Below are 15,445 nucleotides of genomic sequence, written 5' to 3'. Positions count from 1 at the left end.
CCAGCACAACTTGCCGCTCCCCACGGTGATTCCACGGCCCGCAGGATCATCGGCATGGCGATAGACACCGAATCTCTCACGTCCCGGGCCCCGCAAGCACGTCCCCTCGGCACCCCCCGGCTGTCGGCGCGCGACCGGCTCGTCCTCTTCGTGCTGTGCGCGGCCGGTTTCATGGTCGCGCTGGACTTCTCCGTGCTGAACGTGGCCCTGCCGGTGCTGGGCGCGGACCTCGGGATGAGCCCGTCCGCGCTGCAGTGGGCGGTGACGGCGTTCGCGCTGCCGTCGGGCGGTTTTCTGCTGCTGTTCGGCCGGGTCGGCGACCTCTACGGCCGCCGCAGGCTGTTCCTCACCGGTCTCGCGCTGTTCGCGGCGGCGTCGGTGCTGGCGACCGTCGCCTGGGACCCGGCCTCCTTCCTCGCCGGGCGGGCGCTGCAAGGGGTCGGCGCGGCGGCGATCGTGCCGACGGGTATGTCGCTGCTGACGACGACGTTCCCCGAGGGACCCGCGCGGGACCGGGCGCTGGGCATCTCCGGGACGCTGATGTCGCTGGGCTTCACGGTGGGCATGGTGGCCGGCGGTGTGCTGACGGATCTGCTGAGCTGGCGTTCCACGATGGGGCTGCTCGCGGTGTTCGCGCTGCTGGTGCTGCCGCTGGCGCCGGGTCTGCTGCCGGAGTCGCGCACCCCTCAGCGGCCGCGGCTCGACGTGCCCGGAGCGGTCGCCGTCACGGGTGGTCTGCTGTCGCTGATCTACGCTCTGTCGACGGCCGCCGACCGCGGCTTCGGGGAGACGGACGTGCGGCTCACGCTGGTCGCCGGGGTGCTGCTGCTGGCCGTGTTCGTGGTGGTGGAGAACCGCAGCCAGGCGCCGCTGGTGTCGCTGCCGATGCTGCGCCGCAGGACGGTGGCGTGGGGCAACCTGGGCGGGCTCGTCACCTTCTCGATGATGCCGACCGTGGTGTTCGTGCTCACCCTGTATCTCCAGGAGATCCTCGGCCTGTCGGCGTTCGAGACGGGCCTGGTGTTCGGCGTGCAGGGCGTGCTGTCGGTGGTGGCGGGCTCGCTCACCCCGAGGGTGATCGCCCGCTTCGGCGCCCGCCGCACGCTGGTGGGCTCGCTGGCCGGGCAGGGGGCGCTGACCGCCGGTCTGCTGGGCCTGAACGCGCACGGCTGGTCGGTGTGGATCGCCGTGACCGCGGTGTCCCTGGCCAGCATGTTCCACCTGGGCGCGATCATCTCCTACGGTCTGACCGCCACCTCGGGCGTCCCGGACGAGGAGCAGGGCCTGGCCACCGGCCTGGTCACCTCCACCCAGCAGGTCGGCATCACCCTCGGCATCCCGCTGCTGGGCGTGCTGGCGACGACGGCGGACGACCTGCTCTCCGGGGTGCGTACGGTGATGGCGCTGGACGCGGTGATCGTGCTGGTGGCGTCCGGGCTGGTGGCGCTGGGCCTGCGCCGGGGTCAGCCCAGGGTCTGAACGATCTCGCTGCGCGCGGCCGTGTGCACCACACGGCCGCGCGCGCCGTTGACCAGGGACAGATACGGCGCCACATGGCCGCACTCGACGTCGGCGACGATCGGCACGCCGAGCGGGCGGAGAGCGTCCAGGACGGCCTCGTGCTGGGTGAGGGTCCGCCCGTCGGCTGCCGGGCTGCGGCCGACGAGCACGGCGTTGGCGCCGTCGAAGAACCCGGCCAGGCGCATGCCGTGCAGGCTCCGGCAGACGGTGTAGGCGTCGCTGCCGCCGGACTCGATGTAGACCAGGGTGCCGCCGTCGCCGGCCAGGGAGGACACGTCCAGGTACGGCGTTCCGGCCACGTTGACCAGCGCCTCCAGGCACCCGCCGATCAGCCGGCCCGTCACGTCCACGTCTCCCGAGCCGTCCAGGCGGGTCCAGTGCCCGGTCGCGTCGAGCGTGAAGTCGCGGATGTCGGGGTGCTCGGTGTAGTCGTCCCAGCCGGAGGACCGGTGACGCCCGGGCGGGGTCTGCGTGAGCGGCTCGCCCTGCGGCGCGGTGACGACGTCGAACCAGGACAGCAGGCCCTCGGGCGTCCGGTAGGGGGTGTCCATGAGGTTGTTGCCGTGGACGGTCGCGACGCCGGTCAGCAGAGTCAGCGGGGTGGCGATCGTGGAGATGTCGGACCAGCCGATCAGCCAGGTCGGCTCGGCCCGCGCGATCTTGTCGAAGTCCAGCAGCGGCAGCAGGTCGATCGCGGTCTCGCCGCCCCACGGAGGGATCACGGCCCGGATCGTCGGGTCGGTCAGCATCTCGGTCAGCTCGGCCGCCCGCTCGCCGGCCGGGGCGCTGATGTGCGTGGCGCCGTCCATGCACCGGCCGACGACGACCTCGTACCCGCGCTCCCGGATGTCCTGGAGCGCCACCTCGAGGCGCCCCCGCATCGACTCGGGGACCCCACTGGACGGGGAGGTCACACCGACACGGTCACCGGGGCGCAGCGGGCGCGGGTATCGAACGGCCATGCGGCGGATTCTGACACGGGGTCACCCGGCCCCGGCAACGCGTTTACGGCCGGTCGAGCCGCAGCCGGTCCGCCCTCGGCAGGCCGGCCACCACCAGGTCGTAGGAGTCCTCGACGAGCTCCTTGACCAGCCGGTCGGGGAGGTCGCCGTCGACGGTGACGGTGTTCCAGTGGCGCTTGTTCATGTGGTAGCCGGGCGTGATCAGGCCCTCGTACTCGGAGCGCAGCCGGACGGCGTCCTCGGGGTCGCACTTGAGGTTCACGGTCAGGGGCCGGTTGTCGAGCCAGCTGAGGGCGAACATCTTGCCCTGGACCTTGAAGACGGAGATCTCGGGGCTGAAGGGGAAGTCCTCCACGGCGGCGTTGAAGGACAGGCACAGGGCGCGCAGTTCCTGAGGTGTCACTCGTCCTCCTTCTGCTCCGTGCCGGCCGGATCGACCGGCTCCACCAGCACGGTCACGATCTTGTTCCGGCGGCCCGCGGAGGACTCGGCGGTCAGCCGCAGCTCGCGGCCGTCGGGGAGGCCGACCATGGAGGAGGCGCCGGCGATGGGGACGCGGCCGAGGGCCTTGGCGAGCAGGCCGCCGACGGTCTCGACGTCCTCGTCGTCGTACTCCTCCAGGCCGTACAGCTCGCCGAGGTCGCCGATGTCGAGGCGGGCGGTGACCCGGAAGCGGTCCTCGCCGAGGTCCTCGACGGGCGGCAGTTCACGGTCGTACTCGTCGGTGATCTCGCCGACGATCTCCTCGAGGATGTCCTCGATGGTGACGATGCCGGCGGTGCCGCCGTACTCGTCGATGACGACGGCGACGTGGTTGCGTTCCTTCTGCATCTCGCGCAGCAGGTCGCCGGCGTTCTTGGTGTCGGGCACGAAGAACGCGGGCCGCATCGCGGTGGACACCAGCTCGGACTCGGCGTCGCGGCTGATGTGCGTCTTGCGGACGAGGTCCTTCAGATACACGATGCCGACGATGTCGTCCTCGCTCTCGCCGGTGACCGGTATCCGGGAGAAGCCGGAGCGCAGGGCGAGGGTGAGGGCCTGGCGGATGGTCTTGTAGCGCTCGATGACGACGAGGTCGGTGCGCGGCACCATCACCTCGCGCACCAGGGTGTCACCGAGCTCGAAGACGGAGTGCACCATGCGGCGCTCGTCGTCCTCGATGAGGGACTCCTGCTCGGCGAGGTCGACCAGTGCGCGCAGCTCCGCCTCGGAGGCGAAGGGGCCGCGCCGGAAGCCCTTGCCGGGGGTGAGCGCGTTGCCGATGAGGATCAGCAGCGACGGGATCGGGCCCATCACCCGGGCCAGCGGCAGCAGCACGTAGGCCGCAGCGGTGGAGGTGTTCAGCGGGTGCTGGCGGCCGATGGTGCGCGGGGACACGCCGACGGCGACGTACGACACGAGGACCATGACCGCGATGGCGATCAGCAGGGCCTGTGATGTGGAGGAGAACTCCTCCAGGCAGGCGTAGGTGACGAGGGCGGCGGCGGCCATCTCGCAGGCGACGCGCACGAGCAGCGCCATGTTGAGATAGCGGGTCGGGTCGGCCGCCACCTGGGCGAGCTTGGCGCTGCCGCGGCGGCCGGACTTGACGGCCTCGTCGGCGCGGAAGCTGGAGACGCGGGCGATGCCGGCCTCCGCGCAGGCGGCGAGCCAGGCGACGACGACCAGCAGGATCGCGCCGAGGACGAGTTGCGGACTCATGACCGGGGTGACCGCCCGCGCCTAGGAGACGGTCGGGGCGGGCGACGGGCCGGTCAGGCCCTTCTCCGCGCGCCACCCGTCCACGATCGCCGCCTGCAGGCCGAACATCTCCGCCTTCTCGTCGGGCTCCTCGTGGTCGTAGCCGAGCAGGTGCAGCACACCGTGGACGGTGAGCAGCTGGAGCTCCTCGTCCATGGTGTGCTGCGTCGGTGCTTCGTCGCCCTGCCTCTTGGCGACCTCGGGGCACAGCACGATGTCGCCGAGCAGGCCCTGCGGGGGCTCGTCGTCGTCCTTGGTGGGCGGGCGCAGCTCGTCCATCGGGAAGGACATGACATCGGTCGGGCCGGGCAGGTCCATCCACTGGATGTGGAGCTGCTCCATGGCGTCGGCGTCCACGACGATCACCGAGAGCTCGGAGAGCGGGTGGATGCGCATCCGCGCGAGTGCGTAGCGGGCGATGTCGAGGATCGCCTGCTCGTCGACCTCGGTTCCGGACTCGTTGTTGACGTCGATCGACATGGTGCTGCTCGGTCTACTTCCCCTTGTGCCCGGCCTTGCTCCGGCCGCCCTTGTGCGTGCCGTTCTCCGTGCCGTGCGTGTCGTCGTACTTCTCGTACGCGTCGACGATACGGCCCACCAGCTTGTGCCGGACGACATCGTGGGACGACAGCCGGGAGAAGTGGACGTCCTCGACGCCCTCCAGGATGTCCTGGACCTGGCGCAGGCCGGACTTGGTGCCGTTGGGCAGGTCGACCTGCGTCACGTCACCCGTGATCACGATCTTCGAGTCGAAGCCGAGGCGGGTGAGGAACATCTTCATCTGTTCGGGGCTGGTGTTCTGGGCCTCGTCCAGGATGATGAAGGCGTCGTTGAGGGTGCGGCCGCGCATGTAGGCGAGCGGCGCGACCTCGATCGTCCCGGCGGCCATCAGGCGGGGGATGGAGTCCGGGTCGAGCATGTCGTGCAGCGCGTCGTAGAGCGGGCGCAGGTAGGGGTCGATCTTCTCGTAGAGCGTGCCCGGCAGGAAGCCGAGGCGCTCGCCGGCCTCCACCGCGGGCCGGGTCAGGATGATGCGGTTGACCTGCTTGGACTGCAGGGCCTGCACCGCCTTGGCCATGGCGAGGTAGGTCTTGCCGGTACCGGCGGGGCCGATGCCGAAGACGATGGTGTGCTTGTCGATCGCGTCGACGTAGCGCTTCTGGTTGAGCGTCTTGGGGCGGATGGTGCGACCGCGCGAGGACAGGATGTTCTGCGTGAGCACCGAGGCCGGGGTCTCCTCCTGGCCGTCGCCGCTCTCACTCGCCCTCAGCATGGCGATCGAGCGTTCCACTGCGTCCTCCGTCATCGGCTGCCCGGTGCGGAGCACCAGCATCATCTCGTCGAACAGGCGCTGTATCAGGGCGACTTCCGACGGGTCGCCGACCGCGCTGATCTCATTGCCCCGGACGTGGATGTCGGCCGCCGGGAAGGCCTTCTCGATCACGCGCAACAGGGAGTCGCCGGACCCCAGCACGGTGACCATCGGGTGCTGGGCGGGGACGGTGAACTGCGCTCGCGCCTGCCCCTGCGCAGGGGTGTGAGCTGTGGATGTCTGAGTCATGGGCCGGCTCTGAAGGCCTGCGTTTCCTCCTCTTCACGGCCGCGTGGCTGAGGGCGGCCTCGCGCTTCCAGGGTACGACGGTGGACCGACAAGGCCGTAGGGCTTTTCGCCAGGGCTGTCCGCGGGCGCCTGGGCAGGGACACTCCGGGTTACGCCGACCTCCCGAAGCCGATCGTCGGGACCGCCCTCCTCAGCGGCCAGGGGCGTACGCACTCCTCCGGGACCAGGGCGTCCAGGAAGGCGTACCGCTGCAGTGCCGCCGGGTCCTGGGCCTCCAGTGACTGGACCTTGCGCCACCAGGCGGCGACCTCGCTCCAGCCGGGGGCCGACAGGGAGCCGCCGAACTCCTGGACGGACAGCGCCGCCGTGAGGCCCGCGAAGGCCAGCCGGTCGGCGAGGGGCCAGCCGGCCAGCGTGCCGGTGACGAACCCGGCGACGAAGACGTCCCCCGCCCCGGTGGGGTCCAGCGCCTCGACGGCGATCGCGGGGACCTCCGCCGTCTCGCCGGTACGGCCGTCCACCGCGTACGCCCCCTCCGCCCCCAGCGTCACGACCGCGACCGGGACGTACGAGGTCAGGGCCTGTGCCGCCGCCCTCGGGCAGCTGGTGCGGGTGTAGCGCATGGCCTCCTCGGCGTTCGGCAGGAAGGCCTCGCAGTGTTCGAGGTCGGCCAGCCCGGCGAGGTCCCAGGCGCCGGTGTCGTCCCAGCCGACGTCGGCGAAGAGGCGGGTGCCCTTCGCCGCGGCCTGGGCGATCCAGGGGGCGCGCCTGCCCGGGGTGAGGGAGGCGATCGCGGCCCGCGCGCGGGGCGGGCAGTCGGGGGCGGGCTCCTCCGGCGGGGGCTCGTGGCCGTGGGAGACCATCGTGCGCTCGCCCTCGTAGGCCATGGAGACGGTGACCGGGGAGTGCCAGCCGGGCACCGTGCGCGACGGGCCGAGGTCGATCCCCTCGCCCTGTTCCAGGGCGTCCCAGCAGTACTCGCCGTAGTGGTCGTCGCCGAAGGCCGCCGCGAGAGAGGTGCGCAGGCCGAGCCGGGCCAGCGCGGTGGCCATGTTGGCGACGCCGCCGGGGCTGGAGCCCATGCCGCGGGCCCAGGACTCGGTGCCGCGCACGGGCGCGGAGTCCAGGCCGGTGAAGATGATGTCGAGGAAGACGGTGCCGGTGAGGTAGACGTCCCAGGGCGGATCGGCGGGCGCGCGCAGCCCGGCGAGCGGGTCGACCTGGGACCGGCGGTGCGGTCCCCCTGCGATGGACACCTCGGACGCGATCACGATGGCGCTCCCTGACGCACGGTGCGGATTCAGGCCAGTGTGCACCACCGCGCGCGGGGGGCGCCGACGCTCCCGGCGGGGACCGCGCGTGCCGCTACCAGCGGGGCACGGTCGGTGTCGTCCACCCGGGCTCGGCGACCCGCATCGCCGCCGCGTCGTCGCGGTCGTGCAGCCGGCCGTCGTCTTCGAGCCACCTGCGGTGCAGAAAGGCCAGCCGGTCGCGGTCGAGTTCGACGCCGAGGCCGGGTGCGTCGGAGACGGTGACGCGGCCGCCGGTGAAGGGGATGCGCTCGGTGAGGACGTCCTCGGACTGCCAGGGGTAGTGGGAGTCGCAGGCGTGGTGGAGCGCGGGCACGGTCGCCGCGACGTGGGTCATGGCGGCCAGGCTGATGCCGAGGTGGGTGTTGGAGTGCATGGAGATGCCGACGCCGAAGGTCCGGCACACGGCGGCCAGGTGCTGGGTGTTGCGCAGCCCGCCCCAGTAGTGGTGGTCGGACAGGACGATCTGCACGGCACCGCGGGTGAACGCCCCGGGTATCTCGGCGAAGGTCGTCACGCACATGTTGGTGGCGAGCGGCACGTCGGTGCGGGCGGCGACCTCGGCCATCGCGGCGGTGCCGAGGGCCGGGTCCTCCAGGTACTCGAGGACGTCCTTCAGCGCGTCGGCGACCTTCACGGACGTCTCCACCGACCAGGCGCCGTTGGGGTCGAGTCGCAGCGGCTGCCCGGGGAACGCCTCGGCGAGGGCGCGGACGGCGGCGATCTCCTCGTCGGGCGGGAAGACACCGCCCTTGAGCTTGAAGGAGGTGAAGCCATGACGCTCGGTGAAGCGGCGGGCCTGCTCGACGACCCCGGCGGGGTCGAGGGCGGCGCCCCAGTCGTCGGCCGCCTCCCCGGGATGTGCGGCCCACTTGTAGAAGAGGTACGCGCTGTACTCGACCGAGTCGCGCAGCTTGCCGCCGAGCAGGGCGTGCACGGGCAGCCCCAGCGTCTTGCCGAGGGCGTCGAGGCAGGCGACCTCGAAGGCGGAGACGACGGACAGCCTCAGCTTGTCCGCGGTCTGGACACCGCGCAGCCCGCCGACGTCGACGGCGTTCTCCACGCGTGAGGCGTCCACCCCGACCTCGTCCACGAGCGTGAACAGCCCGTTGAGGTCGTCCACCCGGCGTCCGGTGAGCCGGGCGGCGAGCGGCCGGGCCAGTTCCAGGTACTTGGTGTCGCCGTAGGTCTCTCCGACGCCGGTGGTGCCGTCGTCCGTGACGACCTCAACGATCAGGCGGGGCGTGTACGGCTGGTGGACGCCCTGGGTGTTGAGCAGGGGCGGGTCGGCGACCAGGACGGGCGTCAGCCGGACCTCGGCGACGGTCGGGGCGGGGGTCACGGGGCGCCTCCTGCGGGTTCATGTATGAGAACACCGATCGAGTGGATGAAAAGCGATCGCCCTTCTACCCGGCGGTCGAGGCACCAAACCGAAAAGTGCTCCAGATCACACCACCCGCCCTCGCTGGCGCCCGCCCCCACTTGATACAAATTGCCCGCGCGTTCCTGTCCGTCGACAGTCGTCGCCCAATCCCCCTTTTTGTGCCGCTCCTTTCGCATGCCCTGGGAACGCCCGTGTCCTCCCCCCGCACCACTCCCTGGCCCGTCCTCGCCCTTTTCACGGCCGGGTACCTCGCCCCGTACCTGCTGCCGACGGTCGTCGGCCGGCTGGACGCGTATCTGCCCGTCACCGCCACGCAGGCGGGCGCCATCGGCAGTGCGCTGCTGCTGAGTTCGGCGACGGCCGGGTTCCTGCTGGCCTCGCTCGTCGAGCGGATCGGCGCCCGCAGGCTCGCCCGGGCCGGGCTGGCGCTCGCCTTCGCCGGATACGGAGGTGCCGCGCTCGTGCACGCCGTGCCGGCCGTGGTCGCCGGGGCGGTCCTCGGCGGGTTCGGCTCGGGCACCGTCACCGCGGTCGCCGCGACCCGGATCGCCGCCCAGCGCGATCCGCACCGGACCTCCACGCTCGGGCTGCTGGGCGTCTCGGCGCTCGCGGGCGCGGTCTATCTGACGGTCCCCCACCTCGGCCCCGGACACGGGCTGCCGCTCGCCGCGATCGCGCTGACCGCGCTCGCCGTGTGGCCGCTCACCGGCCGGCTGCCCGCCGCCGGAGCCACCCTCCACACCCGCCGCGAACCCGCCCCGCTCCCCCACCGCCGCTCCGGGCTGGTCCTCGTCGCGGTCATGCCCTGCTGGTCGCTCGCGCAGAACGCCCTGTGGGGCGTCAGCGGCCGGATCGGCCTGACCCAGGCCCATCTCACCGAGGCGGCCGTCGGCGTGGTCTTCGCCGTCGCGCTGGGCGCCGGACTGCTCGGCGTCCTCGGCGCGGGGGCACTCGGACCGCGGCTCGGCCGCGCGCTGCCCATCGGCGCCGGTACGGCGCTCATCGCCGGGTGCATCGTGCTGAGCGCGTCCGCCACCGACCTGGCGAGCTTCGCTGGCGGCGAGATCGCCTGGAACACCTGCTACCCGATCGTCCTGTCGTACCTGATCGGGCTGGCCGCCTCCCTCGACCCGGCCCGCGGCCGCTGGGCGGTCCTGGTCGGCTCCGCGTCCTCCCTGGGCACGGCGGCGGGCCCGCTGACCGGCAGCCTCCTGTCCGCACAGGCGGGCTTCCCGGTGATGGGCGCGGTCCTCGCGGCCGGGCTGCTGGTGATCGCCGTACCCATGACAGTGGTCGCACGAGGCGCCGGCCGGCGGATGCTCCCGGTCGTCGAGATCCCGGTGGAGACGCCCGCCCGACAGACGGCGACCGCCGCCTAGAACTCGTACGCGTCGACCTCCGCGAGGTAGCGCGCCCGTCGCTCCTCGTCGTCCTCCAGGAAGGAGGCGAGGAAGGAGTTGCGGGCCAGCTCGCGCAGGCGCTCCTCGCCGAGGTGCAGGTCACGGCGTACGGCGTCGAAGTTGTCGCCCGCGTAGCCGCCGAAGTAGGCGGGGTCGTCGGAGTTGACCGTGCACAGCAGGCCGGCGTCCAGCATCGCGGGCAGCGGGTGCTCGGCGAGCACGTCGACGGCCCGCAGGCGGACGTTGGACAGCGGGCACAGCGTCAGCGGGACGCGGTCGCGGACCAGCCGGGCGACCAGCTCCGGGTCCTCCATGCAGCGCAGGCCGTGGTCGACGCGCTCGACGCCGAGGACGTCCAGCGCCTCGGTGATGTACTCCGGCGGGCCCTCCTCACCGGCGTGCGCCACGCGCCGCAGCCCCAGCCCGGCCGCTGCCTCGTACACCTCGCGGAACTTCACCGGCGGATGCCCGACCTCCGCCGAGTCCAGTCCGACACCGGTGATGCGATGCAGATAGGGCCCCGCGGCCTCCAGGGTCGCCATCGCCGACTCGGCGGACTCGTCGCGCAGGAAGCACATGATCAGCTTGGTGGAGACGCCGTGGTTCTCCTCGCTGTGCGCGAGCGCCCGCCACAGGCCCTCGACGACCGTCCCCATCTCCACACCCCGCGCGAGGTGGGCCTGCGGGTCGAAGAAGATCTCCGCGTGCCGCACACCCTGGGCCGCCGCGCGGGCCAGATAGGCGTTCGCGAGATCCGCGAAGTCCTGCTCGGTACGGAGCACCGCCATCAGCTCGTAGTACAGGTCCAGGAAGGACTGGAGGTCGTCGAAGCGGTACGCCGTGCGCAGCTCTTCGGTGTCCTCGTACGGCAGCTCCACGCCGTTGCGCGCGGCCAGCTCGAAAGCCAGCTCCGGCTCCAGGGTGCCTTCGATGTGCAGGTGCAGTTCTGCTTTGGGGAGGGGCATTACGGAATCGTACGACCGCTTTACCGTCGTTTCGGAACCGGCACCCGCATCAGGTCGTACGCCACCGTCAGCTCGCCCTCGTAGCCGGCGGCGCGGGCCTGGCGCTCGAACTCCTCCGGCTCGGAGTAGCGCTGGCTGAAGTGGGTGAGCACGAGGTGGCGCACGCCGCCCTCCCGGGCCACCCGGGCTGCCTGACCGACCGTCAGATGACCGTGGTCCACGGCGAGTTGCTCGTCCTCGTCGAGGAACGTCGACTCGATGACCAGCATGTCGCAGCCCTCGGCGAGCGCGAACGCGCCCTCGCACAGCCGGGTGTCCATGACGAACGCGAACCGCTGCCCGCGCCGCACCTCGCTGACCTCCTCCAGCGCGACCCCGTTCAAGATGCCCTCGCGCTGCATGCGGCCCACGTCCGGCCCCTTGATGCCGTGCGCGGCGAGCCGCTCGGGCAGCATGCGGCGGCCGTCGGGCTCGGCCAGCCGGTAGCCGAAGGACTCGACGGGGTGGGAGAGCCTGCGGGTCTCGAGCACATAGTCCCGCGTGGCGGCGATGACGCCGTCCTGCGCCATGGGGGACTCCGTCAGCCGGACCGTCTCGCGATACGCCGTCGCGTACCGGAGGCGGTCGAAGAAGCGCTGGCCCGAGGCCGGGTAGTGCGCGGTGACCTCGTGCGGCACCTGGTCGAGGTTGATGCGCTGGATCACCCCGGCGAGACCGAGGGAGTGGTCGCCGTGGAAGTGCGTGACGCAGAGCCGGTTCAGGTCGTGGGCCGCGACCCCGGCGCGCAGCATCTGGCGCTGTGTGCCCTCGCCGGGGTCGAACAGGAGGCCCTCGCCGTCCCAGCGGAGGAGGTAGCCGTTGTGGTTGCGGTGCCGGGTCGGGACCTGGCTGGCGGTGCCGAGCACCACGAGTTCGCGTACGGACACGTTTCCCTTACCCGGGGGGCCACTGCATGCCGCGGCCGCCGAGGATGTGCGCGTGGGTGTGCCAGACCGTCTGGCCCGCGCCGGTCCCCGTGTTGAACACGATGCGGTAGCTGTCCAGCTTGTCCTCGTCGGCGACGGCCTGGGCCTCCCGCAGGACGTCCGCGGCGATCTGCGGTTCCGCCGCGGCCAGTTCGGCGGCGTTGGCGTAGTGCACCTTCGGGATGACCAGGACGTGGGTGGGGGCCTGGGGGTTTATGTCCCGGAAGGCGACCGTCGTTTCTGTCTCGCGGACCACGTCCGCGGGGATGTGGCCTTCGACGATCTTGCAGAACAGGCAGTCTTCCTGGGGTTCGCCTGCCATGGTCCCTCCGGGGGTAGAGCGGCTTTTCGTTTTCGCATCGTATCGTCGTCGGGTGCGGGTGATCGTCGGTTGCTCGCGCAGTTCCCCGCGCCCCTAGGGCATCACCCTCGGCGGCGTTTTGGCGGGCTGTTGGTCCAGTGCCTCCAGGGCGAGCCTGATCGCCTCGTCCAGTTGGGTGTCCCTGTCTGCTGCCCAGTCCTGGGGGCTCTGGATGACCTCCACGTCCGGGTCGACGCCGTGGTTCTCGACGCCCCATTCCTGGCCCTCGAGCCAGAAGGCGTACTTGGGCTGGGTGATGAGGGTGCCGTCGACGAGGCGGTAGCGGCTGTCGATGCCGACGACGCCGCCCCAGGTGCGGGTGCCGACGACGGGGCCGAGGCCGAGGGCCTTGACGGCGGCGTTGACGATGTCGCCGTCGGAGCCGGAGAACTCGTTGGCCACGGCGACGACGGGGCCGCGCGGGGCGTCCTGCGGATAGCTGTAGGGCTGCATACCGCGGGGGACGGCCCAGCCGACGATGCGGCGGGCCAGCTTCTCCACGACCAGTTGGGAGGTGTGGCCGCCGCGGTTCTCGCGGACGTCGACCACGAGGCCCTCGCGGGCGACCTCCACGCGCAGGTCGCGGTGGATCTGGGCCCAGCCCGGGGCCTGCATGTCGGGGACGTGGAGGTAGCCGAGGCGGCCGCCGGAGGCCTGGTGGACGTAGGCGCGGCGGTCGGCGACCCAGGCGTGGTAGCGCAGGGGTTCCTCGTCGGCGAGGGGGACGACCACGGCGTGGCGGGGTTCGCCGCCGCCGGACGGGGAGACGGTCAGCTCGACCGGGTGGCCCGCCGTACCCACGAGAAGGGGGCCGGGGCCCGTCACCGGGTCCACGGGCCGGCCCGCCACGGCGACGATCGCGTCACCGGGGCGGATGGCGACGCCGGGCGCGGCGAGCGGGGAACGGGCGTCGGGGTCGGAGGTCTCGGTGGGCAGGATGCGGTCGACGCGCCAGGTGCCGTCCTCGTGGCGGGAGAGGTCGGCGCCGAGCAGGCCCTGCCGGTCGCCGCTGCCGTAGCCGCCGTTCGGGACGACGTAGGCGTGGGAGGTGCCGAGTTCGCCGTGGACCTCCCAGAGGAGGTCGACGAGGTCGTCATGGGTGGCGACGCGGTCGAGGAGGGGCCGGTAGCGGTCGAGGACGGCGTCCCAGTCGACGCCGTTCATGTCGGCCCGCCAGAAGTTGTCCCGCATGACGCGGCCGGTCTCGTCGAACATCTGGCGCCACTCGGCGGCCGGGTCGATCAGCCGGCGCACCCGGGCGAGGTCGACGGTGACGTTGCTGTCGCTGTCGGCGTCGGCGGAGGCCCGCCGGTCGCTGGGCACGACCTTGAGCAGGCCGTCCGTCCACAGCAGGACCCGCTTGCCGTCGCCGCTGACCTCGAAGTGGTCGGCGTCGGCGGCGAGGTGCTCGATGCGCTGCTGGGCGAGGTCGTAGCGCTCCAGCTCGGTGTGCGGGTCGGGCGCCTCGGGTGTGGCCCGGGAGACGCCGAGGACCCCTCGCACGGGGTGGCGCAGCCACAGGACGCCGTCCTTGGCGGCGCGCAGGTTGGAGTAGCGGGCGGCCTCGACCGGGAAGGGCACGATCCGGTCGGCGAGGCCGTCGAGGTCGATACGGGTGGTGGGGGTGCCCTCGCTGTCGGGCGTCTCGTCCTTGTCGGACACCTCGAAGGGGCGGCCGTGCCGCTGCGGTCCGAACGGCGAGGGCGTGGTCGCCGCGAGGGTGATCAGGTGCGGGCGGGAGCCGGTGACGAAGGCGAGGTCGAAGACGTGCTCGTCGTAGACCGGGTCGAAGGAGCGGTTGGACAGGAACGCGAGGTACTTGCCGTCGAGGGTGAAGGCGGGCGCGTAGTCCTGGAACCGCAGCGGCGTCGCCTCGGTGACCGTGAGGTCGGTGGTGTTGGCGAGCTTGAGCCGGCACAGCGGGTGCGGGCCGGGGTGGGACCAGGCGAGCCAGCCGGAGTCGGGCGAGAAGGTGAGGCCGGTGACGTCGCCGTGCTCGCTGCGGTCCAGTTCGCGGACCTCGCCGGTCTCCCGCTCGACGAGCAGGACGCGTCCGTCGTGCGCGGCGACGGCGGCGCGGCTGCCGTCGGGGGACATGGTGAGGCCGAGGACCCGGCCGAGCAGGCCCGCGGCGATACGGCGCGGGGTCGCGCCCGGGGCGAGTCCGGTGGCGGGGGCGAACTCCAGGGCGTCCTCGCCCTCGGCGTCCGTCACCCACACCACGCACTCCTCGCCCTCCACGCGGAAGGTGCGCGGCAGCCGGGCCCGTACGCCGGGTTCGGCGGCGAGGGCGCGGGCGGGCCCCGAGCGGTGGGTGACCCAGTGGACCGCGCCGCGCACGCCGACCGCGCTGCCGCGGGCCGCGTGGTCGGGGGAGGCGGAGCCGAACCAGCGGGCGGCGTCCACGGGGTGCGGCTGGCGGTCGGTTCGCTGCCCGCCGAGCCGGATGTCCAGGCGGCGCGGCTCGGCCCCCTCCAGGTCGTCGAGCAGCCAGAGTTCACCGGCGCTCGCGTAGACGACCCGGGTGCCGTCGCTGGTGGCGTGGCGGGCGTAGAAGCCGTCGAGGGGGGTGTGGCGGCGCAGGTCGGAGCCGTCGGCGAGGGAGGAGTAGAGCGCGCCGGTGCCCTCGTGGTCGGACAGGAACGCGATGCGCTCGCCCGCCCAGCAGGGGTGCTCGATGTTGCCGTCGAGGTCGGCGTGGAGCCGTACGAACTCGCCGGTGCCGTCGGGGTCGATCCACAACTTGCCCGCCGTACCGCCGCGGTAGCGCTTCCAGTAGGCCGCCTCGCGGCCCATCGGCGCGGACAGCAGCACGGTCGCCGGGCCGAACGCCACGTCGCCGACGGGGCCGTGGGGCAGCGTGGTGGCCGGGCCGCCGTCGAGCGGGATCGCGCGCGCCCAGGTGCGGCGCAGGGTGGCCTGGCCGTGGGTGCTCAGCGCGAGGACCTCGCCGTCGGGGGTCCAGCCGCGCACCTGGGTCTTGCCGCTGCCCCAGTACGTCAGCCGCCTGCCGGGTCCGCCCTCGACCGGGGCGATGTGCACCTCGGGGGCGCCGTCGCGGGTGGACGTCCAGGCGACGGTGGTGCCGTCGGGCGAGATGCGCGGGTGCGACACCGGCACGTTGTCGGCGCTGACCCGCCAGGCCCGGCCCCCGTCGAGGGGGGCGAGCCAGACGTCGTCCTCGGCGGTGAAGGCGACCGACTCGCCGTGCACGTGCGGGAAGCGGAGGTACGCCGGTATGGCGGAGGAAGAGGGCTGCGTCACCCGATCAAGCCT

The 15,445-nt window shown here is 72.4% G+C and carries 13 protein-coding genes; 2 read left to right on the top strand and 11 right to left on the bottom strand.

The genetic code is table 11. From position 1 onward, the window contains the following. Positions 1-54 precede the first annotated feature (54 nt). Positions 55-1,479, top strand: coding sequence for an MFS transporter (locus RKD23_RS25455; RefSeq protein ID WP_424855774.1), 1,425 nt, complete (start codon positions 55-57; stop codon positions 1,477-1,479). Here the strand turns inward: RKD23_RS25455 and RKD23_RS25450 are convergent. The 7 genes from RKD23_RS25450 to RKD23_RS25420 form a co-directional block, all read right to left on the bottom strand. Then, complete coding sequence (locus tag RKD23_RS25450; protein WP_424855773.1) at positions 1,464-2,483, bottom strand: S66 family peptidase; 1,020 nt, start codon at positions 2,481-2,483, stop codon at positions 1,464-1,466. The genes RKD23_RS25455 and RKD23_RS25450 overlap by 16 nt on opposite strands. A 43-nt stretch (positions 2,484-2,526) precedes the next feature. Continuing rightward, complete coding sequence (locus RKD23_RS25445) at positions 2,527-2,886, bottom strand: MmcQ/YjbR family DNA-binding protein (RefSeq protein ID WP_424855772.1); 360 nt, start codon at positions 2,884-2,886, stop codon at positions 2,527-2,529. Next, complete coding sequence (locus tag RKD23_RS25440) at positions 2,883-4,184, bottom strand: hemolysin family protein (protein ID WP_404035344.1); 1,302 nt, start codon at positions 4,182-4,184, stop codon at positions 2,883-2,885. Before RKD23_RS25440 ends, RKD23_RS25445 begins: the two co-directional genes overlap by 4 nt. 21 nt (positions 4,185-4,205) lie before the next feature. Further along, positions 4,206-4,703, bottom strand: a complete 498-nt coding sequence (gene ybeY / locus RKD23_RS25435; protein WP_424855771.1) for an rRNA maturation RNase YbeY — start codon at positions 4,701-4,703, stop codon at positions 4,206-4,208. A gap of 13 nt (positions 4,704-4,716) precedes the next feature. Next, the gene (locus RKD23_RS25430; RefSeq protein WP_424855770.1) at positions 4,717-5,784 is read right to left on the bottom strand and encodes a PhoH family protein; all 1,068 of its coding nucleotides are present in this window, start codon (positions 5,782-5,784) and stop codon (positions 4,717-4,719) included. A gap of 149 nt (positions 5,785-5,933) precedes the next feature. Then, a complete protein-coding gene (locus RKD23_RS25425; protein WP_424855769.1) occupies positions 5,934-7,055 on the bottom strand; it encodes a carbohydrate kinase family protein in 1,122 nt (373 codons plus the stop codon). Positions 7,056-7,149: 94 nt separating this feature from the next. Then, entirely contained in the window at positions 7,150-8,436 is a 1,287-nt protein-coding gene (locus RKD23_RS25420) for a glucarate dehydratase family protein (protein WP_424855768.1), read from the bottom strand. A gap of 233 nt (positions 8,437-8,669) precedes the next feature. Here RKD23_RS25420 and RKD23_RS25415 point away from each other — a divergent pair, with 233 nt between their 5' ends. Continuing rightward, on the top strand, positions 8,670-9,857 hold the full coding sequence (locus tag RKD23_RS25415; protein ID WP_424855767.1) for an MFS transporter: 1,188 nt from the start codon (positions 8,670-8,672) through the stop codon (positions 9,855-9,857). Here RKD23_RS25415 and RKD23_RS25410 read toward each other — a convergent pair. From RKD23_RS25410 to RKD23_RS25395, 4 genes are all read right to left on the bottom strand, one after another. After that, the gene (locus RKD23_RS25410) at positions 9,854-10,843 is read right to left on the bottom strand and encodes an adenosine deaminase (protein ID WP_424855766.1); all 990 of its coding nucleotides are present in this window, start codon (positions 10,841-10,843) and stop codon (positions 9,854-9,856) included. The genes RKD23_RS25415 and RKD23_RS25410 overlap by 4 nt on opposite strands. Positions 10,844-10,863: 20 nt before the next feature. Further along, positions 10,864-11,769 carry a ribonuclease Z gene (locus tag RKD23_RS25405; RefSeq protein ID WP_424855765.1) on the bottom strand — a complete coding sequence of 302 codons (906 nt, stop codon included), beginning with the start codon at positions 11,767-11,769 and terminating at the stop codon, positions 10,864-10,866. 7 nt (positions 11,770-11,776) lie between these two features. Continuing rightward, on the bottom strand, positions 11,777-12,130 hold the full coding sequence (locus RKD23_RS25400; protein ID WP_424855764.1) for a histidine triad nucleotide-binding protein: 354 nt from the start codon (positions 12,128-12,130) through the stop codon (positions 11,777-11,779). Positions 12,131-12,223: 93 nt separating this feature from the next. Beyond that, a complete protein-coding gene (locus RKD23_RS25395; protein ID WP_424855763.1) occupies positions 12,224-15,433 on the bottom strand; it encodes a S41 family peptidase in 3,210 nt (1,069 codons plus the stop codon). Between the last annotated feature and the right edge of the window lie 12 nt (positions 15,434-15,445).

It is taken from the genome of Streptomyces sp. SAI-170 (genome assembly GCF_049739565.1).
Taxonomy (GTDB): Bacteria; Actinomycetota; Actinomycetes; order Streptomycetales; family Streptomycetaceae; genus Streptomyces.
The sequence above is the reverse complement of the archived record's forward strand: the minus strand, read 5'-3'. Positions and strand labels throughout refer to the sequence as shown.

What these genes read in the sequence shown, in the direction of transcription:
- ybeY (WP_424855771.1), bottom strand. Translation starts at nt 4,703, where the DNA reads ATGTCGATCGACGTCAACAACGAGTCCGGAACCGAGGTCGACGAGCAG.
- RKD23_RS25450 (WP_424855773.1), bottom strand. Translation starts at nt 2,483, where the DNA reads ATGGCCGTTCGATACCCGCGCCCGCTGCGCCCCGGTGACCGTGTCGGT.
- RKD23_RS25410 (WP_424855766.1), bottom strand. Translation starts at nt 10,843, where the DNA reads ATGCCCCTCCCCAAAGCAGAACTGCACCTGCACATCGAAGGCACCCTG.
- RKD23_RS25400 (WP_424855764.1), bottom strand. Translation starts at nt 12,130, where the DNA reads ATGGCAGGCGAACCCCAGGAAGACTGCCTGTTCTGCAAGATCGTCGAA.
- RKD23_RS25455 (WP_424855774.1), top strand. Translation starts at nt 55, where the DNA reads ATGGCGATAGACACCGAATCTCTCACGTCCCGGGCCCCGCAAGCACGT.
- RKD23_RS25440 (WP_404035344.1), bottom strand. Translation starts at nt 4,184, where the DNA reads ATGAGTCCGCAACTCGTCCTCGGCGCGATCCTGCTGGTCGTCGTCGCC.
- RKD23_RS25430 (WP_424855770.1), bottom strand. Translation starts at nt 5,784, where the DNA reads ATGACTCAGACATCCACAGCTCACACCCCTGCGCAGGGGCAGGCGCGA.